Annotated in this window: 16 protein-coding genes; 10 read left to right on the forward strand and 6 right to left on the reverse strand. The window is 76.2% G+C overall.

The genetic code is table 11. From position 1 onward, the window contains the following. Positions 1–12: 12 nt before the first annotated feature. Genes ABD994_RS19795 through ABD994_RS19805 form a run of 3 tightly spaced genes read left to right on the forward strand, consistent with a single transcriptional unit; the run spans position 13 to position 2,293 of the window. Complete coding sequence (locus tag ABD994_RS19795) at positions 13–870, forward strand: PHP domain-containing protein (protein ID WP_345418896.1); 858 nt, start codon at positions 13–15, stop codon at positions 868–870. A 29-nt stretch (positions 871–899) separates the two neighbouring features. Further along, entirely contained in the window at positions 900–1,754 is an 855-nt protein-coding gene (locus tag ABD994_RS19800; protein ID WP_345418899.1) for a RecB family exonuclease, read from the forward strand. Beyond that, positions 1,751–2,293 carry a hypothetical protein gene (locus ABD994_RS19805; protein ID WP_345418902.1) on the forward strand — a complete coding sequence of 181 codons (543 nt, stop codon included), beginning with the start codon at positions 1,751–1,753 and terminating at the stop codon, positions 2,291–2,293. The genes ABD994_RS19800 and ABD994_RS19805 overlap by 4 nt, the downstream gene beginning before the upstream one ends. A 4-nt stretch (positions 2,294–2,297) precedes the next feature. Here the strand turns inward: ABD994_RS19805 and ABD994_RS19810 are convergent, their stop codons facing one another. The 3 genes from ABD994_RS19810 to ABD994_RS19820 form a co-directional block, all read right to left on the reverse strand. Further along, positions 2,298–3,149 (reverse strand): alpha/beta fold hydrolase, encoded by an 852-nt coding sequence (locus ABD994_RS19810; RefSeq protein ID WP_345418905.1) that lies wholly within the window; start codon positions 3,147–3,149, stop codon positions 2,298–2,300. Positions 3,150–3,327: 178 nt separating this feature from the next. Beyond that, positions 3,328–4,656 (reverse strand): Rv3212 family protein, encoded by a 1,329-nt coding sequence (locus ABD994_RS19815; RefSeq protein WP_345418907.1) that lies wholly within the window; start codon positions 4,654–4,656, stop codon positions 3,328–3,330. A gap of 21 nt (positions 4,657–4,677) precedes the next feature. Continuing rightward, entirely contained in the window at positions 4,678–6,351 is a 1,674-nt protein-coding gene (locus ABD994_RS19820) for a DEAD/DEAH box helicase (protein ID WP_345418951.1), read from the reverse strand. Positions 6,352–6,681: 330 nt separating this feature from the next. Between ABD994_RS19820 and ABD994_RS19825 the strand changes: the two genes are divergently transcribed. Next, complete coding sequence (locus tag ABD994_RS19825; protein ID WP_345418910.1) at positions 6,682–7,317, forward strand: ferritin-like fold-containing protein; 636 nt, start codon at positions 6,682–6,684, stop codon at positions 7,315–7,317. Between the two features lie 60 nt (positions 7,318–7,377). After that, positions 7,378–7,608 carry a DUF3107 domain-containing protein gene (locus ABD994_RS19830; protein WP_345418912.1) on the forward strand — a complete coding sequence of 77 codons (231 nt, stop codon included), beginning with the start codon at positions 7,378–7,380 and terminating at the stop codon, positions 7,606–7,608. A 46-nt stretch (positions 7,609–7,654) separates the two neighbouring features. Here ABD994_RS19830 and ABD994_RS19835 read toward each other — a convergent pair whose 3' ends face one another. Next, the gene (locus ABD994_RS19835; protein WP_425550090.1) at positions 7,655–8,293 is read right to left on the reverse strand and encodes a TetR/AcrR family transcriptional regulator; all 639 of its coding nucleotides are present in this window, start codon (positions 8,291–8,293) and stop codon (positions 7,655–7,657) included. A gap of 196 nt (positions 8,294–8,489) precedes the next feature. Between ABD994_RS19835 and ABD994_RS19840 the strand changes: the two genes are divergently transcribed. The 3 genes from ABD994_RS19840 to moeZ all read left to right on the forward strand — a co-directional run bounded on the left by ABD994_RS19840 (position 8,490) and on the right by moeZ (position 11,878). Further along, positions 8,490–9,584: an alpha/beta fold hydrolase gene (locus tag ABD994_RS19840; protein WP_345418954.1), complete on the forward strand. Its 1,095-nt coding sequence runs from the start codon at positions 8,490–8,492 to the stop codon at positions 9,582–9,584. Next, positions 9,581–10,612, forward strand: a complete 1,032-nt coding sequence (locus ABD994_RS19845; RefSeq protein ID WP_345418917.1) for a DUF3152 domain-containing protein — start codon at positions 9,581–9,583, stop codon at positions 10,610–10,612. The genes ABD994_RS19840 and ABD994_RS19845 overlap by 4 nt, the downstream gene beginning before the upstream one ends. A gap of 90 nt (positions 10,613–10,702) precedes the next feature. Continuing rightward, positions 10,703–11,878, forward strand: a complete 1,176-nt coding sequence (gene moeZ, locus ABD994_RS19850; RefSeq protein WP_345418919.1) for an adenylyltransferase/sulfurtransferase MoeZ — start codon at positions 10,703–10,705, stop codon at positions 11,876–11,878. Between the two features lie 304 nt (positions 11,879–12,182). Here moeZ and ABD994_RS19855 read toward each other — a convergent pair whose 3' ends face one another. Beyond that, a complete protein-coding gene (locus tag ABD994_RS19855; RefSeq protein WP_345418922.1) occupies positions 12,183–13,631 on the reverse strand; it encodes a cation:dicarboxylate symporter family transporter in 1,449 nt (482 codons plus the stop codon). Positions 13,632–13,745: 114 nt separating this feature from the next. Between ABD994_RS19855 and ABD994_RS19860 the strand changes: the two genes are divergently transcribed. Then, complete coding sequence (locus tag ABD994_RS19860; RefSeq protein ID WP_345418925.1) at positions 13,746–14,447, forward strand: response regulator transcription factor; 702 nt, start codon at positions 13,746–13,748, stop codon at positions 14,445–14,447. On the opposite strand, the gene ABD994_RS19865 is transcribed toward ABD994_RS19860, so the two are convergent. Next, complete coding sequence (locus tag ABD994_RS19865; protein WP_345418928.1) at positions 14,423–16,087, reverse strand: sensor histidine kinase; 1,665 nt, start codon at positions 16,085–16,087, stop codon at positions 14,423–14,425. The genes ABD994_RS19860 and ABD994_RS19865 overlap by 25 nt on opposite strands. 492 nt (positions 16,088–16,579) lie before the next feature. Between ABD994_RS19865 and ABD994_RS19870 the strand changes: the two genes are divergently transcribed. Next, the coding region (locus tag ABD994_RS19870; RefSeq protein WP_345418931.1) for a glycosyltransferase at positions 16,580–20,116 on the forward strand (3,537 nt) is incomplete at its 3' end.

The raw sequence follows: 20,116 nt of genomic DNA on the forward strand, positions 1-20,116 counted from the left end.
GACACTCTCCGGGTGATCGATCTCCACACCCACTCCGCGGTCTCCGACGGCACCGACACGCCCGCCGAGCTGCTGGCCACGGCCGCGGCCGCCGGTGTCACGGTCCTCGCGCTCACCGACCACGACACCACGGCGGGGTGGGACGAGGCCGCCGACGCGAGGCCGGGCTCCCTGACGCTGGTGCGCGGCGCGGAGTTCTCCACCGAGAGCCCGGACGGGCGCGGCGGGACGGTCACGGCGCACCTGCTCGGGTACCTGTTCGACCCCGGCCACCCCGACATCGTCGCCGAGCAGGAACGCCTGCGGCTCTCGCGCCGCGAGCGCGTCCGCACGATGGGGGAGCGGATGGCGGCCGACGGGCTGCCGGTCGACGGCGACGAGCTGCTGGCCCGCCTGCCGGCCGATGCCGCGGCCGGGCGCCCGCACCTCGCCCGCGCGCTCGTGGACGCCGGCGTCGTGCCGAGCGTGGGCGCGGCGTTCGACGACCTGCTGCGCACCGGCGGTCGGTACTACGTCGAGAAGGAGAACACGCCGATCGGCACCGCGATCGCCATGATCCGGGCCGCGGGCGGCGTCGCCGTGTTCGCGCACCCGTTCGCCCGCCGCCGCGGCCCGGTCGTCGACGGGTCGGTGCTGCGGGACCTCGCCGCCGACGGCCTCGCCGGCGTCGAGGTCGACCACCCCGACCACGACGCGGACGACCGGGCCGCGCTCCGCGCGATCGCCGACGACGAGGGCCTGCTGGTCACGGGCTCGAGCGACTACCACGGGGCGAACAAGACGACCCCGATCGCCGCTGAGACGACCTCGCTGGCGGTGCTCGAGGCGCTCGTGGCGCGGGCGACGGGGGCGGAGGTGCTCGCGGGCTGACTCATCTGGCCCGCCTAGGCTGCGGGGTGATGAGCATGCAGCTGGGTCTCGACGGCATGCCCGCCCGCCTGGTGCGGGTGACGCCGTCGCGCCTGGCCACCTGGGAGGACTGCCGCCGCCGCTACCGGCTGACCTACCTCGACCGGCCGGTCCCGCCGCGGGGCGGGCCGCGGGCGGCCAGCACGCTCGGCGCGGTGGTGCACACCGCCCTGCAGGCCGTGTTCGGCGACGCCCCCGCCCGCCGCAGCCCCGCGCGGGCCGCCCTCGAGGTCGACCGGCGGTGGTCGTCGGAGGGGTTCCGCGACGACGCCCAGGCCGCGACCTACCGCGAGCGGGCCCGGACGTGGGTGGCCGACTACGTCGAGCGCCACGCCGTGCCCGACGCACCGGAGCCGACGGGCGAGGTCGTCGGCCTCGAGCGCTGGCTGTCCGCGCCGATGGGGGGCATGGTCGCCGAGGGGCGCGCCGACCGTCTCGACGACCGTGCGGGCGAGACGGTGGTCGTCGACTACAAGACCGGCCGCCGGGTGCCCGACGCCGACGACGCGCGGCGCTCGCCGGCGCTGGCGCTCTACGCGCTCGCGGCCCGCCGGACGCTGCGCCGCCCCTGCCGCCGTGTCGAGCTGCACCACCTGCCCAGCGGCACGATCGCGGCGGCCGAGCACGACGAGCTCTCCCTCGCCGCGCACCGCGAGCGCGCCGAGGGCACCGCCACCGAGCTGGGCGCCGCCACCGACGCGTTCGAGGCCGACCCCGGCGTCGCGGAGAGCCTCTTCCCGCCCGCCCCGGGCCCGCGCTGCGCCTCGTGCGACGTGCGCCGGCACTGCCCCGAGGGCCGCGCGGCCGCCCCGGCCGAGCCGGCGTGGGCGGGGCTGGCGCCGTGAGCCAGGCCAGCAGCGGACCCGACCCCGGGCCCGACCACGGCCGCACGCCCCCGGACGGCTGGGACGTGCCGACCCCGCCACGCGGGGAGTCGGCGGACCACCGGCCGGCCACGGCGACGGGCTCCTTCGTCGCGCCCGGCTCGTGGACCCGGCCCGCCGGCGTGCCCCGCGCCGCCGATCGGCGCGCCCGCGGCCGCCGGCCGGCCGGGCGCCCCACCCCACCGGCCGGCTTCCCCGTGACGCGCCCGCCCCACCCGGACCGCCTCGCCGGCACGCGGCGCCGCCTCGTCGGGCTCGCCCGCGTGCTGGCCGGCGGGACGGTGGTGCTCGCGGTCGTCGTGGTCGTCGCGCCGTGGCTGCTCGGGGGCCCGGGGCCGGGCACGGACACGGTCGTCGGCCACCTCGTCGCCGCCGTGGGCGCGGTCGGGGCCACGGCCCTGGCCGCCCACCGCCGCACCCGTCCCGTCGTCTCGGTCGTGGCCGCGGCCGCGGTGCCGGTGATCCTGTTCGTGCTGCTCGCCGTCGTGTGGTGGCAGTAGCCGTTCAGACCGGCACGTCGTCGCGCAACCACGTCCGCCAGGTCGGCACGAGCACGTCGAGCAGCGCCGCCGGGTTCTCGACGTTCGGGGCGTGCACGGCGCCGGGGACGGCCGCGAACTCGGCCTCGAGGCGGTCGGCCATGGTGCGCTGCATGCTCACCGGCCAGGCGTCGTCGTCGAGGCCGCACACCACGAGGCACGGGATGCGCCGGGCGCGGACGGTGGCGACGAGCTCGGCGGTGCGGTCGGGCTCGGCGCGCAGGGCGTCGCCCATGCCCAGGAGCCCGGCGACCGTCGAGCGGCGCAGGCGCTCGCGCAGCAGGTCGACGACCGGCGGGGCGGTCGCCGACCACTCGCCGGCCGCCTCGCGCAGCGCGATGACCGCGTCGATGCCGCGGCGGCGCAGGACGGGCTCGAGCACGTCGAGCTGGGTGCGGCGCCGGCCCATCGGCAGCTCGCCGGGACCGGAGTCCATGAGCGTCAGGCCCGAGACCGGCGCCCCGGCGAGCACGGCCGCGCGGGCGACGAGCCCGCCGAACGAGTGCCCGAGCAGCAGCACCCGGCGCCCGGCGGCCGCCTCGTCGGCGACGATCCCGGCGAGCACCGGCCCGAGCGCCGCGGGGCGGTACTCCGCCTCGGTGTCCGGACCCGGGGACTCGTACTGGCCGGGCAGGTCGAGCGCCAGCACCCCGATGCCGCCCTCGGCGACGGCGTCGATGAGCGGCGCGAAGTCCTCCTTCGACCCCGAGTAGCCCGGCACCATCACCGCGAGGGCCGGCGCGCCGCCCGCGGCGGCCTCCTCGACGGGGTCGGCCCGCAGCGCACGGAGCGGTCCGAGCGACGAGGCGACCGTCACCGGCCGCGCCCGGTGGGGGTGGCACTGTGCCGAAGAGCCCGGGGCCTGATCGCCCCGTGGCGCCGCCACCGGGCTCGCGTCCGGCGCGCGCACCGCCGGGAGCGCGGCGTCGGGGGTCTCGGGGCGGCCCACCCCGGCCAGTCTGCCCCATCACGGTGCCGTCCGGGTGCCGAGCGGCCTACCCGGCCGGGCGCAGGGCGACCACGGTCGAGCCGCGCAGCTCGACGACGGTCGTCCCCGTGGCGGCGACCGCGACCGGCGTGCCCGCCGGCAGGCCGCGGGCGACGGGGATCGTCGGCCCGCGCGGCGCGCCCGTCGCGGCGTCGAGGACGGCGAGCCCGTCGGGCACCGGGACGACCGCGACCGCCGCCGGCGCGCTGCCCGGCCAGGCCGCGCCCGCCCCGAGCGTGCCCGGGAGCGACCAGCGCGGGCTGAGGTCGCCGGCGTCGAGCGCCACGGTCGCGGTCCCCGTCCACCACAGCAGCACGCTGCCGACCGGCCGGACGGCGGCGGCGAGACCCGGCGGGTCGGTGGTCGGCCCGGCGGCGGTGCCGAGCGGGAACACCGACTCGGAGAGGGAGGCGGAGTCCGGGGAGGTCCCGACGACGTGCAGCGTCCCGTCCGGCGCGGCCCACGCGGCCCGCTGGTCGGTGAGCGCGACGAGGCGGGCGCCGCGGACGCCGAGCAGCGTGCTCGCGCGCTCCTCGGGCTTCTCCGAGCTCTGGGGGTCGGCGTCGACGACGGTGAGGCGATCGGAGTCCTCGCCCGGGCAGCGCTGCACCATCCCCACCGTGCCGCCGCCCACGGCGACCGAGCCGTTGGTGCACCCGGCCCGCGGCTGGGCATCGGGGGGCTGCACCGGGGTCGGGAGGCGCCCGACCTCCGTGGTGAGCACCAGGTCCGAGCGCCAGGTCTCGACGTGGTCGGCGCCCGTGCCGGTGACGTGGTCCCGGTCGGCCAGCAGCCGGGTGCCCTCGCGCAGGTCGGCGTTGCGGGCGGGGCCGCGGGCGCCGGTGTCGGGCTCCAGGGCGGCGACGTCGGAGCACCACGTGCCCAGCGCGCCCTGCGTGCGGAACACGGCGAGGACGTCGCCGAACCCGGCGCCGACGGTGCAGGGCGGCTCGGGGCGGTCGTAGCGCCACGCCTCGCGCCCGGTCAGCGGGTCGCGGCCGGCGACGCCGTCCGGACCCGCCGTGACGACCGCCGCGCCCACGGCCAGCGGCGCGGGCGTCGCCGGGCTCTCGGCGCGCCACGCCTCGGCCAGCGCCGTGGGCACCGGCCCGGTCGGGGTGGTCGCGAGCGGCGGGGACGCCGTGCTGTCGACCGTGCGGCCCGCGTCCCCCGACGCGAGCACGAGCAACGTCCCGACGACGGCCGCGACCGCGATCAGCGCGATCGCGACGAGGTCACCGCGGCGGCGCCGCTCGGGCCGGAGCCGGGGACGCCGGCCCCCCGTGCCGTCGGGGGGTCCGGCGGGGGCGTCGGGGCCCGGGGGCCCCGTCGACACCGGGGAGCCCACCGCCGCGGGTTACTCGCCCGCCGCGGACGCCGTCGCGCCCGTGGGCTCGCCGTCCGACGGCTCCGGCGACGCGTCGGCGCCCGACCCGTTCGACCCGGTCGACCGGGACCCGCCACGGCCGCCGCGGCGGCGACGGCGACGGCGGGTGCCGTCGCCGGAACCCTCGCCGGAGGCCTCCTCGGTGCGCTCGGTGGCGGCGTCGCCGTCGGCGGCACCGTCGGCCTCGGGGCTGCCCTCGGAGCCGTTCTCGGAGCCGGCCACGACCTCGCCGTTGCGTCGCCGCGTCCGGGTCCGCGAGGGGCGGCTGCGCCGGCCCGCGTCCTTGTCCTCGCCCTCGTCCGACGACCCGCCCCGCGAGCGGGTCCGGCCGCCGCTGCGGGCGGGACGGCGGCCGTCGTCCTCCTCGGCCTCCTCCTCGGCCGGGCGGCGACGGCGCGCGACGCGCCCGCCGGCCGACTCCGGGATGCCGAGGTCGGCGTAGAGGTGCGGCGAGCTGGAGTAGGTCTCCGGCGGCTCCGGGGCGCCGAGGCCCAGGTCGTCGGAGATCAGCTTCCACTTCGGCAGGTCGTCCCAGTCGACGAGGGTGATCGCGATACCGGTCTTGCCCGCGCGACCCGTGCGGCCGATGCGGTGGATGTAGGTCTTCGCGTCGTCGGGGCACTGGTAGTTCACGACGTGCGTCACACCGGTCACGTCGATGCCGCGGGCGGCGACGTCGGTGCAGACGAGCACGTCGATGCGGCCCTCGCGGAAGGCGCGCAGCGCGTGCTCGCGCGCGCCCTGGCCCAGGTCGCCGTGCACCGCGCCGACGGCGAACCCGCGCTCCGCCAGCTCCTCGGACACCTTGCTCGCGGTGCGCTTGGTCCGCGTGAACACCATCGTCGGCCCGCGGTCCCGGGCCTGGAGGGTGCGGGCGAGGATCTCGACCTTGTCGAGGGCGTGCGCGCGGTAGACGAACTGCGCGGTCTTCTCGCCGATCGCGCTCGCGTCGACCTGCTCGGCGCGGATGTGCGTGGGCTGGGTCAGGAAGGTCCGGGCCAGCGTGATGATCGGGCCGGGCATGGTGGCCGAGAAGAGCATCGTCTGGCGCTTCTCCGGCAGCATCCCGAGGATGCGCTCGACGTCGGGCAGGAAGCCCAGGTCGAGCATCTCGTCGGCCTCGTCGAGCACGAGCCCGCCGACCTTGGCGAGCACCAGGTGGCCCTGCTGGGCGAGGTCGAGCAGTCGGCCGGGCGTGCCGACGACGAACTCGACGCCGCGCTGCAGGGCGGCGATCTGCTGGTCGTAGGGGCGCCCGCCGTAGATCGACACGACGCGGGTGCCGAGGCCCTTCGACGCGGCCTCGATGTCCTGGGCGACCTGGATGCACAGCTCGCGGGTGGGGACGACGACCAGCACGCGCGGGGTGCCGTCCTCGGTGGGACGGCCGAGGCGCTGCAGCAGCGGGACGCCGAAGCCGAGGGTCTTGCCGGTGCCGGTGCGCGCCTGCCCGATGACGTCCTCGCCGGCCAGCGCCAGGGGGAGGGTGAGCTCCTGGATGGCGAACGTGCGCACGATGCCGGCGCGGCCCAGGGCCGAGACGATCTCGGGGACGACGCCGAGCTCTTCGAAGGTGGGGGAGTTCTCGTCGACGGGCGCGGTGGCGGCGAGCGGCTCGCCGACCGGCTCGTCGGTCTCGGTGATGGTCAGGGGTCTGCCTCTCTCGCGTCTCTGCGCGCGAGGCGGACCGGCTGGCTCGACCGCGTCGGGGTCGGCGACGGTGGCACGGTGGTGTGCCCGGGCCCGCCCCCTCGTCGGGGCGACCCCTCGTCACCGGACGCGGGAGAGCCGGGAGGCGCCCGCACGCTCGGGTACGGCTCGCGGAGCACGACGGCGACCTCGGTGGCCGGCGACGGTGCATGCACCGCGGGACGCACCCATGGTACCGGTCGACCCGTGACCGACGCGTCACCGCGGGTGGTGCGGGCTCGGTCACGGCCCCCGCGGCGCCGCGGAGCCCTAGGCTGCTCGGCCGTGACCGAGCCGCCCGTCGATCTCCTCGGCGCCGTCGCGTACGGCGCGCTGACGGCGTTCACGCGTCTCGCCGCGGACGCCGCCCTCGCCCCCGACCTCGACGGGCGCGCCGAGATGGCCGCGCTCGCCGCGGTCGAGATGGCGCACGTCGAGCGGGTCCGCGCGCACCTCGCCGGGCAGGGCGTCGAGCTGGTCCCGGCGATGGCCCCGTTCGCCGCGGTGCTCGACGCCTTCGCCGCCCGCACGGCCTCGCGCGACTGGGGCGAGGCCCTGGTCGGGGCCTACATCGGCCGCACCCTCGCCGTCGACCTCGTCGCGGCCACGGGGGTGGCTGCCGAGGGGGAGGCCGGGGAGCTCCTGCACGGGCCGGACGCCGGCCGGGAGGCGCGCGGCGAGAGCGGCTTCGACGCGTTCGCCGAGCGGGCCGTCGCGGCCCTGGCGGCCGACCAGCAGACCCGCGGCCGGCTGGCGCTGTGGGGACGGCGGCTGCTGGGCGAGACCCTCGCCGCGGCCGCCGAGGTCCTCGACGAGCACCCCGACGCCGCGGCGGCACTGCTGGGCGGCACGGCGCGGGGCGCGGTGTTCAAGGCGCTCAAGTCGCGGCACGGCAAGCGGATGACCGCGTTGGGGCTGTAGGTCGCCGACGTGGACTAACCTCGCGCGGGCACATCACGAGGTGGCGAGCGGAGGAAACGCGTGGAGGTCAAGATCGGCGTCGCGGAGAGCCCGCGAGAGCTGGTGATCGCGAGCGAGCAGACGCCCGACGAGGTGCAGGGTCTCGTCGACGAGGCCCTGGCCTCGACCGGCGGCACGCTGGCCCTCACCGACGACAAGGGCCGCCGGTACGTGATCCCCGCGGCCCGCATCGCGTACGTGGAGATCGGTCCCTCGGAGGGCCGCCGTGTGGGGTTCGGGGTGGGCAGCTAGCCCGGCCCGGCCGGGGCGGTCATCGCCGCCCCGGCGCCCCCTCCGGTCAGTCCTGGCGGGGGAACCCGCCGATGCCGCGCCACGCGAGCTGCGACATCAGCGTGATCGCGTCCTCGCGCGGGGGCTGCAGGCCCGCGTCGAGCCAGTAGCGCGCGGAGGTGGTGGAGAGCCCCACCAGCCCGACCGCCAGCAGCCGCGCCCGCTCGGGCTCGAGCCCGGCGTCGGTGGTGACGGCCTCGGTCACCGCGTCGATGCAGTCCGACGTTGCGCGGTCGACGACGCCCGCGACCTCGGGCGTCGCGCGGGTGTCGGTCTCGAAGACGAGGCGCATGGCACCGTCGCGGGACGACACGACGTCGAAGTAGGCCTGGATCGTCGCCTGGACGCGGGCCTTGTTGTCGGTGGTCGAGCGGATGGCGGCGCGCACCGTGCGGACCATGTCGTCGGCGGCGCCCTGCACCAGCGCGCGGTAGAGGTCGAGCTTGCCCGGGAAGTGCTGGTAGAGCACCGGCTTGCTCACCCCGGCGCGCTCGGCGATCTCGTCCATCGCCGCGGCGTGGTAGCCGCGGCTGCCGAACACCTCGCGTGCCGCCTCGAGCAACTGCACCCGGCGCGCGGACCGCGTCATGCGCGGTCGGCCAGCCGTCGTCCCGGGGCTCTCCGCAGGACTCGCCTGCCCGTTCATCTCCCCAGCCCCCAGACCTGCTGCACCGGCGGCACCGGTCTCGACCGCCTCGCCGCCCGACCCTACCCATCGGGTGACGCCCGTGCGGGTCTCGCCACGCGCTCGAACGGACGCGCGTCGTGACGGAGCACCGGCCGTCCACCCCGACGTCACCGTGACGACACCCGCGCGACACCCCATGATGGGTCGGGTGATCATGCGTCGCCCCGTGTCGGCCGAGCCCCCGCTCGCCCCGGCGTCCGACCTCGCGCCGACGGGCACGCCCGCGGCGCCGACGCCGTACTGGCCCGGCCGCGAGGTCACCGTCGGCGGGACCACCCTGCACGTCCGGGAGACGCCGGGACCCGCATCGGGGACGGCCGTCTACGTCCACGGGCTCGGCGGGTCGTCGAACAACTGGACCGAGCTCGCGGCCGCGCTCTCCGGGCGCTGCCGGGGCCTGGCGGTCGACCTGCCCGGCTTCGGGCGCACCCCGCCGCCCGCGGACGGGGACTACCGGCCCGCCACGCACGCCGCGACCGTCACCGCGTTCCTCGACGACCTGCGCCGGCAGGGGAGCGGGCCGGTGCACCTGCTCGGCAACTCGCTCGGCGGCGCGGTCGCCCTGCTCGTCGCCGCCGACCGGCCGGACCTCGTGCGGACGTTGACGCTGGTCAGCCCGGCGATGCCCGACCTGCGCCCGCTGCCCTCCCGGCTCGGCGGGAAGCGGGCGGCGCTCGCCCTGCTGCCGGTGGTCGGCGGCCGCGCCCGCGCCGAGCAGGCCGCCTGGACGCCCCGCGAGCGCCTCGCGCACACCATGACGCTCTGCCACGCCGACCCCGCGCGGGTCGGCCCGCGGGCCTTCGCCATGGCGGCCGCCGAGGCCGAGGAGCGCGCCGGCCTCGCGTGGGCGCCCGAGGCGCTGCACCGCTCGTTCGTCGGCCTGCTGGGCACGTGGCTCGCGCCGCGGCGCTCCCTGTGGGCGGCGGCCGCGCGCGTGACCGTCCCGTCGCTGGTGGTGTGGGGCGAGGCCGACCGCCTCGTCGGGGTGTACCGGGCCGCGCGCACCGCCGCCGCCCTGCCCGCCGGGCGGCTCCTGCGGCTGCCCGACGTGGGCCACGTGGCGCAGATCGAGCGGCCGCAGACGGTCGCGCGCGCCGTCCTCGGCCTGGTCGACGCCGCCGCCGACGGCTCCTGGCCGGCGGCCGCCGGGCGCGGGCCGTCGCGAGACCGACCGGCGCGACACGCCGGCCGGCACCCCTCGGGCGCGGCGCGGACGGGCCCGGTCGCATGTGGGACAGTGCCCGTGTGACCCGTCCGGTCCGGCGTGCCGCCGACGAGGAGGACGACCTCGACGACCGGCGCGGTGAGTTCCTGCGGGACCGCGACGACCGCTGGGCCGATCCCGGCCCGCCGCGCGACCGGGGCCCGCGCCGTGACCCCGGACGGCCCGCCCCCCGCCGTCCCGCCGCCCGCGGCGGTCCCCGCCGGCCCGCGCCGTCGGTGCTGCGGTCCTGGCGCACGTGGGTGATCCCCGCGCTCGTGGTGCTCACCGTCCTGGCCGTGGTCGAGGCCGTCTCGCCCGACGGCGACGCCGGCTCCCCGTCGGCGCTGCTCACGCCGCCGACGAGCCCGAACCCGGTCGTCCGCGAGGCGCCGCCAGGGGCAGGACAGAACGTCGACATCCCCACCGCGGAGCTGCCCGCGGGCGGCGAGTTCCCGGTCACCGGCGCCGGCACGTGGCACGTCGTGCCGGGCACGACACCGCAGGCCGGCACCGGCCGCGTCTACACGTACTCGGTCGAGGTGGAGGACGGCATCGTCATCCCCGAGGGCGAGGCGGCGTTCGCGACGGCGGTGTCGGCGACGCTGTCCGACCCGCGCAGCTGGGTCGGGTCCGGGCAGATCGCCGTGCGGCGCGTCGACACCGGCGTCCCGGACTTCCGCATCAGCCTGACCTCCCAGATGACCGACCGCGGCATCTGCGGCTACGACATCCGCTACGAGGCGTCGTGCTGGAAGCCCGACATCAAGCGTGTGGTCATCAACGGCGCGCGGTGGGTGCGCGGCGCCGGGGCGTTCGACGGGCAGCTCGGGCTCTACCGGCAGTACGCCATCAACCACGAGGTCGGGCACGTCTTCGACAACGGCCACGTCCCGTGCCCGCAGAACGGCGCCCTGGCGCCGGTGATGATGCAGCAGAGCTTCGGCACCGCGAACGACTACCTCGCGCAGCTCACCGAGGAGAACCCGCAGGGCACGGAGATCCCGCGCGACGGGAAGACCTGCCAGCCCAACGCCTGGCCCTATCCTCAGGGCGCCGTCACCCCCGCGGGCTGACGGCTGTCGGAGCCCGTGGGAACACCGCGCGGGCCGCGGTGGTTGTCCCGAGAGCCAACGAGAGTCAACGATGGGGAGTTGAGCGCCGTCATGGCATCCCTGCCGCCCCTGGTGGAGCCGGCCGCGGAGCTGACCAAGGACGAGGTCGCCCGGTACAGCCGCCACCTGATCATTCCGGACGTGGGCGTCGACGGTCAGAAGCGCCTCAAGAACGCCAAGGTGCTGGTCGTCGGGGCCGGCGGCCTGGGCAGCCCGGCGCTGCTCTACCTGGCCGCGGCGGGCGTCGGCACCCTCGGTGTCGTCGACTTCGACGTCGTCGACGAGTCGAACCTGCAGCGTCAGGTCATCCACGGCCAGTCCGACATCGGGAAGTCGAAGGCGCAGTCGGCCAAGGAGTCGGTCGCCGAGATCAACCCGCTCGTGACGGTCAACCTGCACGAGACGCCGCTGGACTCGTCGAACGCGCTGGACATCTTCCGCGACTACGACCTGATCCTCGACGGCACCGACAACTTCGCGACGCGCTACCTCGTCAACGACGCGGCGGTGCTGCTCGGCAAGCCCTACGTGTGGGGCTCGATCTTCCGGTTCGAGGGCCAGGTCTCGGTGTTCTGGGAGGACGCCCCGAACGGTCAGGGCCTCAACTACCGGCACCTCTACCCCGAGCCCCCGCCGCCGGGCATGGTCCCGTCGTGCGCCGAGGGCGGCGTGCTGGGCGTGCTGTGCGCCTCGATCGGCTCGATCATGGTGACCGAGGCCATCAAGCTCATCACCGGCATCGGCGACACCCTGCTCGGCCGTCTCAAGATCTACGACGCGCTGGACATGGACTACCGCGAGGTGAAGATCCGGCGCGACCCGAACGCCGCCGAGATCACCGAGCTCATCGACTACGAGGCCTTCTGCGGCACCGTCTCCGACGAGGCCCAGTCCGCCGCGGCGGGGCACACGATCACCCCGATCGAGCTCAAGGAGAAGATCGACGCGGGCGACAAGTTCGAGCTGATCGACGTCCGCGAGCCCCACGAGTGGGAGATCGTCCGCATCCCGGGGGCGAAGCTGATCCCGAAGGACAAGATCCTGTCGGGCGAGGCCTTCGCCGAGATCCCCCAGGACCGCCAGACGATCCTGTACTGCAAGTCGGGCGTGCGCTCCGCCGAGGCGCTCTCGGCCCTGCAGAACGCCGGCTTCTCCAACGCCGTGCACGTCGGCGGCGGGGTCACGGGCTGGGCGCAGCAGGTCGACACCACCCTGCCGACCTACTGAGCGGTCCTTCTCCACGGAACGAACGCGCCGTTCGCTGCTTCTAGCGCAGCGAACGGCGCGTTCGTGTCTCCGGAGTCGGGGTGACGCGGTGGGCGACGTCGGCGAGCGCGCCCACACAGTCGATGTCGATCTCCGCGACGACCGTGAGGGCGGGGTGACCATCGGGAGGCCGGCCCGGAGCAGCGGGCTGCCCCGGACGCGCACCCCCCGTCAAGATGAACGCGCCGTTCGCTGCTTCTCTCGCAGCGAACGGCGCGTTCGGTCGTTCCGGGGGCGGGGAACCCGGGTGGACTCCCGGGCGGGCCTACGTCGCGGCGCCCGCGCCCGCGCCGGCCACCACGGCGGTGCGGTCGCGCGGCTCCTCGTCCTCGCGGTCGAGGTCGCCGTGGGTCTCCTGCTCGATGGCGTCGCGGACGAGCGACGGGTCGTCCAGCGCGGCCTGGAAGCGCTCGTCGTCGCGCTCCCCGCACCAGCCCGCGACGACCATGGTGGCGACGGTGTTGCCGATGACGTTGGTCAGCGCCCGGCCCTCGCTCATGATCCGGTCGATGCCGGCGATGATCGCGATGCCGATGGCGATCGACTCGGTGGTGTAGAACTCGCCGCCGAACGCCTGCAGCGAGGCCGCGAGGGTCACGAGCCCGGCGCCCGAGACGCCGGCGGCGCCCTTGGACGTCAGCAACATCAGCGCCACGAGCCCGAGCTGGACGCCCCAGGGCAGGTCCTGTCCGCCGGCCTGGGCGATGAACAGCGCCGCCATCGTCAGGTAGATGCAGGTGCCGTCGAGGTTGAACGAGTACCCGGTCGGCAGCACCATGCTGACCGTCGAGCGGGACGCGCCGGCCGACTCGAGCTTGGCCAGCAGGCGCGGCAGCACCGTCTCCGACGACGACGTGCCGACGATGATGAGGATCTCGTCCTTGATCATCCGGATCAGCTTGAAGACGTTGAAGCCGGAGATCGCGGCCACCGAGCCCAGCACGACGACCACGAACAGCGCGCATGTGCCCCAGAAGGTCAGCATCAGCGCGAGCAGGTTGCCCAGGCTCTCGCCGCCCAGCGCGCCGACGGTGTAGGCGATGCCGCCGAAGGCCGCGATCGGGGCCAGGAACATGATCAGGCGGATCATGCCGAAGATGACCTTGGCGATGAGGTCGATGCCGCCGACGACGCGCTTGCGCAGGGCCGGGGCGAGCATCGAGGTCGCGGCGGCGACGAGGATCGCCAGCACCAGGACGCGCAGGATCTCGTTCTCCACGAACGGCCCGAAGAAGCTGTCGGGCAGCAGGGTGTTCTCGATGAACTCGAGCGCGCCGCCGCCGTCGGAGCCGCTCGTCACGTCGGCCTGGGCCTCGGCGAGCGTGGCGGGGTCGGGCGGGATCGGCGGGAAGCCGGCGCCGGGCTGCACGAGGTTGACCACGATCAGCCCGAGCGCCAGCGCGATCAGGGTCATGAGCAGGAAGTAGACGAGCGCGCGGACGGCGATGCCGCCGGCGGTGGCGAGGCTGCCGATCGAGGCGATGCCGACGATGACCGTGCAGAAGATGACCGGTGCGGTGATCATCTTGATGAGCTGGATGAAGATGTCGGGCAGGAACTTGAGGTCCGAGGCGAAGTCCGGGGCGGCGAGCCCGACCACGACGCCGGCCGCGATCCCGACCACCACCCAGAACCAGAGCTGTGTCCAGACCCGGCCGCGTCCCGAGCTCCCGGACGGGCCCGGCGCGGGCCGCGCCTCCGCCTGCGTCGACATCGATGTCTCCTCCCGAGGTGGCGTGGATCACCTCTGCCGGGTGAGGCTAGGGCGCAGATCACCCTCCGTGGGACTCCCGTGGCACGGAGTTGGGGAGGAGTTGAGGAAAGGGGCGTGGGCGTGAAGGTCGTGCTGGTGGACGACAGCGACGCGGTGCGCGACGCGCTGGCCACGGCGCTGCGGGCGGCCGGCTACCGCGTCACCGGCGTGGGCACCGGGGCGGCCGCGCTCGAGGCCGTCACCGGCCCCGGGGCCGCCGCCGACCCGCCCGACATCGTGCTGCTCGACCTCGGCCTGCCCGACCTGGACGGCGTCGAGGTGTGCCGGCGCCTGCGCGCGCGGTCCGCCGTCCCGATCATCGCCGTCACCGCGCGGGGCCACCAGCAGGCCCGCGTGCTCGGCCTGCGCAGCGGCGCCGACGACTACGTGGTCAAGCCGTTCGCGGTCGACGAGCTGACCGCGCGCATGGAGGCGGTGCTGCGCCGCAGCGCGGGCCACGTCGTCGCCCCCGTCGTGGAGGCCGGGCCGCTGCGCATCGACCTCTCGCGGCGCGTCGTGGAGGTCTCGGGGCGCGAGGTGACGCTGCGGCGCAAGGAGTTCGACCTGCTCGCCGCCCTCGCCCGCCGCGACGGCGCGGTGGTGTCGCGCGCCGACCTCCTCGACGACGTCTGGGGCCTCGCCGCCGACGACCCGGGCCTCGACGCGGGCCTGCACTCCCTCGAGGTCCACGTCGCGGCGCTGCGCAGCAAGCTCGACGCGCCCGGCGCGGTGGTCACCGTGCGCGGCGTCGGCTACCGGCTGGCCGCCGGCGACTGAGCCGCGATCGGCAGCGTCACCGTGACCACGGTGCCGCGCCCGTCCGGCCCCGGCGCCACCGCCAGCTCGCCCCCGCGTCGCGCCACGACGCGGCGGACGAGCGCGAGCCCCAGGCCGTGACCGTCGGTGCCCTTGGTCGACCAGCCGGGCGTGAACGCGGTCTCCGGGTCGGCCAGGCCGGGCCCGTCGTCGGCGACGCGGACGACGACGTGGTCGCCGTGGGCGTGCACGTCGAGCTCGACGACGCCGCCCCCGCCGCCCGCGTGCGCGCCGGCGAGCGCGGCGTCCAGCGCGTTGTCGACGAGGTTGCCGACGACGGTGACGCGGTCGGTCGACGCCTGCTCGTCGCCGGCCTCGTCGGGGGTGAGGGCCGTCGTCTCGCCCACCCGCAGCACGAGGCCGCGGTCGCGCGCGTCGGCGGCCTTGTCGAGCACGAGCGCGGCGAGGGCGGGGTCGGCGAGCCGGTCGCGCAGCTCGCCGGTCCCGGCACCGCCGTCGGCGCCGCCGAGCAGGTCGTGCGTCCAGCGTTGGGCGAGCGCGCGGGCGTCGTCGTGCGCCCCGAGCTCGATGAGGGTGGACACCGCCTGCAGGTGGTTGGCGTGCTCGTGGGCGGCGAAGCGCAGGGCGCGGGTGACCGAGCGGGCGTCGTCGAGCTCGCGCGTCATGGCCTCCAGCTCGGTGCGGTCCCGCAGGGTGACGACGAGGTCGGAGGCCCCGGCCTCGGCCAGATCCGTGCGGTTCACCAGCAGCAGGCGCTCGCCGACGAGCACTGTCTCGTCGGTGACGGGGGAGCGGTCGGCGAGGCGCTCGCGCAGGGCCGGGTCCACGCCGAGCTCGTCGAGGGTCGGCCCGGCGGCGCGGGAGGGGTCGACGGTGTCGGGCAGGCCGAGCAGGCGCGCGGCCTCGCCGTTGAGGACGACGACGCGGCCGGTGTCCACGTCGAGGACGAGCAGGCCCTCGCGCATGGCGGCCATGACCGCCTCGTGGTGCCGGTGCAGCGCGGTGATCTCGCGGGGCTCGAGGCCCAGGGTGTCGCGCTTGACCCGCCGCGCGGCGTAGGCGGCGAGGCCCACCCCGAGCGCGATGGCCAGCGCGGCCGCCACCGCCAGCACGGCGAGCTCGCGCAGGACCCGGTCGACGACCTGCACCCGCAGCTGCCCCGCGGCGACCATGCCGACCACCCCGCCGCCGGCATCCCGCACCGGCACGATCGCCCGCACCGAGAGCCCCAGCGTGCCCGGGAACGTCTCCACCAGCGTCGCGCCGGCCGCCGCGGGCGCGAACGTGCCCTGGTAGGTCTCGCCGATCCGGGCCGGGTCGGGATGGCTCAGCCGCGTCCCGGACGGGTCCATGATCGTCACGAACGAGACGCCGGTACCCGCCCGCGCGCCCTCGGCCGCCGCCTGGACCCGCGGGACGTCGCGGGCCGCGACCGCGTTCGCGAGCCCGGGCGACGCAGCCATCGCCACGGCCACCGCGAGCACCTTGTCCGCCGCGTCGCGCTCGATCGTCGCGCGCGTGCTCCACGCGCTCACCCCGCCGGCGATGACGGCGGTCAGCACCACCGTCGCGATCTCCAGCGCCAGGAGCCGGCGCACCAGCGAGGAGCGGCGACGGGGCTCGCGGACGGGGGCGCTCACGCAACGACCGTCGCGTCCGGGGTCCCCGCGGCGCAAGCGCACGTCCGGCGCCGTCGCGCAGAGCGACCACGAGGGCGCGGCGCGGCCGACCACGCTCCGCCACCGTCGCGGGGCCACGGCGGGCCCGGGGACGGCCGCCCGACCCGCCTGCCGCCACCGGCTCGACGGTCTTCGGCGGACGCCGCCGCGCGCTCCCGGTCGGCGGGGTCGCGGCGCCGGTGACACCCCGTGGGTGTCGGACATCCCGCCGGAGGTCGCACGAATCCGGACACCAAGGGACGAAGAGGTCGAGAACGTCCGGCTCGGCCCGCACGACCCCCGGGATACCTCCCCGCGCCACGTCACGGTCCGCGCCCGTCGATATCGTTCAGTGCACGACGAGGTGACGACGAGGACACGGTCACGCCACCGTGGGCGGGGGAGAGGTGACGCACAGTGACGAGGGCTGGCGCCCGATCGGTCCGTCCACCCCGCCGCTGGGGCATCTGGACGATGACCGTCGTCCTGGTGGTCATGGTCCTCACGGTGCTGACCGTCTCGGGCCTCGTGAACTCCGCCATCGGCAACGACGCCCACGCGCGCCCGCCCGAGGGGCACGAGGACGTCCCGGCGGCGATCAGCGCGGGCGGCCCGATCATCGACTCGCGCACCCAGCCCGTCCGGTCGGCCCGGCTCCCCGACCGCACGGTCGCGCTGACGTTCGACGACGGCCCGGACCCGACGTGGACGCCCCAGATCCTGGCCGTGCTGGCCCGCCACCAGGTGCCCGGCACGTTCTTCACCGTCGGCTCGATGGTCGCCCGCCACCCCGAGCTCGCCCAGCGCATCGTGGCGTCCGGTTCCGAGATCGGCGTCCACACGTTCACCCACCCCGACCTCGCGGGCGTCTCCGACTGGCGGCGTGACCGCGAGATCGCCGACACCGAGCTGGCCATCGCCGGCGCCACCGGCGTCTCGACCCACCTCATCCGCCCGCCGTTCTCCTCGACGGCCGACGCGCTCGACGACCCGGGCTACGGCACGGTCCTCGCCGCCGGGCGCGACGGCTACGTCACCGTGCTCACCGACGTCGACAGCGAGGACTGGCAGCGCCCCGGCGTCGACGCCGTGGTCCGCAACGCGACGCCGCAGAACGGCGCGGGGGCGACGGTCCTGCTCCACGACGCGGGTGGTGACCGGACGCAGACCGTCGCGGCGCTGGACCGCCTGATCCCCGAGCTGCAGGCCCAGGGCTACCGCTTCGCGACGGTCAGCGACGCGGCCGGTCTCGGTCCGCACGGGCAGCCGGCGCCGGCCCGCGACCGCACGCTCGGCCACGCCCTGCTCGCGACCGTCGGCGTCGCCCAGGGCGTCGTCTCCGTCATGGCGCTCGCCCTCATCGGCGTCGGCGCCCTGGTGATCATGCGCCTGGTCGTCATGGTGGTCGTGGCGCGCCGGCACGCGAAGCGGCGCCGCGACCCGTCCTTCTCGTGGGGCGAGCCGGTCACCGACCCGGTGTCGGTGGTGGTGCCGGCCTACAACGAGGCCGAGAACATCGAGGCGACCGTCCGCTCGATCCTCGCCAACGACCACCCGCTCGAGGTCGTCGTGGTCGACGACGGGTCCACGGACGGCACCGCGGACCTCCTGGAGGACCTCGCGCTGCCGCGGGTGCGGGTCGTGCGCCAGGAGAACGCCGGCAAGTCCGCGGCGCTCAACCGCGGCGTCGCGGCCGCGAAGCACGACCTCATCGTCATGATCGACGGTGACACGATCTTCCAGCCGGACACGGTGGGCCAGCTGGTCGCCCCGTTCGCGGACCCCGGCACCGGCGCCGTCGCCGGCAACGTCAAGATCGCGAACCGCACGCGCATGGTCCCGCGCATGCAGCACATCGAGTACGTCGTCGGCTTCAACGTCGACCGGCGGGTGCAGGACAGCTGGGGGTCGATCTCGACGATCCCCGGCGCGGCGGGCGCGTTCCGTCGCGAGGCGGTGCAGGAGGTCGGCGGGCTCTCGTCGGACACCCTCGCCGAGGACACCGACCTGACGATCGCACTGGGGCGTGCGGGCTGGCGGGTCGTCTACGCCGACCGCGCCCTCGCGTGGACCGAGGCGCCGGTGTCGGCCGGCCAGCTGTGGCGGCAGCGCTTCCGCTGGAGCTACGGCACGATGCAGGCGCTCTGGAAGCACCGCCGCGCCCTGCGCGAGCGCGGCGCGTCCGGACGGATGGGCCGGCTCGGGCTCGCGCACATCGGCGTCTTCCACGTGGCCCTGCCGCTGGCGGCGCCGCTGGTCGACCTGCTCTTCGTGTACGGGCTGATCTTCGGCGATCCGGCCGTCGCGCTCCTGCTGTGGGGCTCGATGCTCGTGCTCCAGGTGATCGCGGGCGTCATCGCGTTCCGGATGGACGACGAGCCGCTCGGCCCGCTGTGGGCGCTGCCGGTGCAGCAGCTGATGTACCGCCAGCTCATGTACGTCGTGCTCGTCCAGGCCGTGGTCAGCGCGCTGACCGGCGCCGGCGTGCGCTGGCAGAAGCTGCAGCGCACCGGCGCGGTGGCCGAGCACCTCGCGGCCCCCGCGGGCCAGGACGGACGCTCGCGCCCGGCCGCCGACCGCCTGCCCGCGCCCGCCACGGTCCGCGGCCCCGCGCCCGATGACGCCCCGGCCGCCCCCGCCGAGACCCGCGCTCCGCGCACGGGCGGCGGCCGCGAGCGGTGGCTCGACCTGCTCCGCGCGACCGCGCTCGTCCGCGTCGTCACCTACCACGCGTTCGGCGACGGCTGGATGAGCATGGTCTTCCCGTCGATGGGCGTCATGTTCGCCCTCGGCGGGTCGCTGATGGTGCAGTCGCTGCGCCGCGGCGAGGCCCTCGACGTCATCGGCCACCGGCTGCGGCGCCTCCTGCCGCCGCTGTGGTTCTTCGGGCTCCTCGCCGTCCCGATCATGCTGTGGCACGGGTGGGCCGGGCAGGACGCCGACGGCGACGTGGTGTCGCCGCTCGTCTGGTCGGACCTCCTGTACTGGGTGTTCCCGCTGATCGACCCGCCGGGCAGCGACTGGGGCGCCGACGCGGTCGTCGGACTCTGGTACATCCGCGCCTACCTGTGGTTCGTGCTGCTCACGCCGGTGATGCTGTGGGCGTTCCGGCGCCGGCCGCTGGTGGCGCTGGCCGTGCCGCTGGTGGTCGTCGGCGTCGACGCCGTCCTCGGCTCGCCGATCTCCGAGTGGGCGAACGCCGGCCCGGTGCTCGTCGACGGAGCGACGTTCGCGGCCTGCTGGATGCTCGGCTTCGCCCACCGCGACGGCACGCTGCGCCGGCTCCCGCTGGCGCTCACGAGCGGGCTGGCGGTGCTGTTCGTCGGCGGCGGGCTGGCGTGGGCGTTCACGCACCCGGCCGGCGACATCGGCATCGACCTCAACGACATCCCGTTCGCCCAGGCCCTCGTGTCGCTGGGCGCGGTGCTGCTCGTGCTGCGCCTGAACCCGCAGGTGGCGTGGCTCGAGAAGGTGCCGGTGCTGGGGCGGCTGGTCACGGTCGTCAACGCGCGGGCGATCACCATCTACCTCTGGCACAACGTGGCCATCGGGGTCGCGCCCGCGATCGGCGACCGGTTCGGCTGGAACTCCGAGGGCCAGCACTTCGCGATCGCCGTCTGGCTGATCGTCGTGGCCGTGCTGGCCTTCGGCTGGGTGGAGGACCTCGCCGCCGGCCGCAAGCTCTCCCTGCTCCCCGACGGCCGCGGCAACGCCCGTCGGGAACCGCGGCGCGCGGCGGCCGGCCCGACGCCCCCGGTGATCCCGACCGACGTCGAGAACGGCGAGACCTCGGCGCTGTCGCAGGGCTCGCTGCGCACGCGGATCAGCCGGGTCGTGGGCGTGGCGCCCTCGCCGCCGGTCGACCGGGTCGTGGCCCGGCCCCGGCCGGCCCTTTCGGCACCGCCCGTGGCGTCGCCGCCGGCGGGGGTGCCCCGTCCCGGCGGCCCGGGGACCGGCCGCTACAGCCCGGTGCCGGCCGGCGTGCCGCCGCGGCCGGCACCGGGCTGTAGC

This window comes from Actinomycetospora chlora (assembly GCF_039542135.1).
Lineage (GTDB): Bacteria > Actinomycetota > Actinomycetes > Mycobacteriales > Pseudonocardiaceae > Actinomycetospora > Actinomycetospora chlora.

Bases quoted from the DNA above. Each gene is read 5' to 3' on its own strand.
- ABD994_RS19800 (WP_345418899.1), top strand. From the start codon at position 900: ATGAGCATGCAGCTGGGTCTCGACGGCATGCCCGCCCGCCTGGTGCGG.
- ABD994_RS19835 (WP_425550090.1), bottom strand. From the start codon at position 8,293: ATGAACGGGCAGGCGAGTCCTGCGGAGAGCCCCGGGACGACGGCTGGC.
- ABD994_RS19840 (WP_345418954.1), top strand. From the start codon at position 8,490: ATGCGTCGCCCCGTGTCGGCCGAGCCCCCGCTCGCCCCGGCGTCCGAC.
- moeZ (WP_345418919.1), top strand. From the start codon at position 10,703: ATGGCATCCCTGCCGCCCCTGGTGGAGCCGGCCGCGGAGCTGACCAAG.
- ABD994_RS19855 (WP_345418922.1), bottom strand. From the start codon at position 13,631: ATGTCGACGCAGGCGGAGGCGCGGCCCGCGCCGGGCCCGTCCGGGAGC.